Source organism: Frankia sp. Mgl5, from assembly GCF_023242985.1.
Lineage (GTDB): Bacteria > Actinomycetota > Actinomycetes > Frankiales > Frankiaceae > Parafrankia > Parafrankia soli.
Window position 1 is genome coordinate 1 of record NZ_JALKFY010000221.1, and the last position, 255, is coordinate 255.

At 55.3% G+C, this 255-nt stretch carries 1 protein-coding gene; it reads right to left on the reverse strand.

From position 1 onward, the window contains the following. Nucleotides 1-255: hypothetical protein (locus MXD62_RS40300; protein ID WP_368862351.1), on the reverse strand; the 255-nt coding region annotated here is incomplete at both ends.

Sequence of the window (255 nt, forward strand, 5' to 3'; positions counted from 1 at the left end):
TCCGTCTCGTGGGCTCGGAGATGTTTATAAGAGAGAGGCACTACCCCGCCAGACGCTCCTTTGTGACCGCGAATCGACGAACCACGGCTGCGCACCTTGCCTAGGTAGATTCCTACGCCCCCGCCAAATTTGGAAACCATGGAGGACGCGTTTGCCGTACCCATAATGCCTGTCAAGGAGTCATCCACCGTATCAATAAAGCAGGAGGACAATTGATGATGAGGCGTACCGGCATTGCTTAAGGTGGGCGTAGCC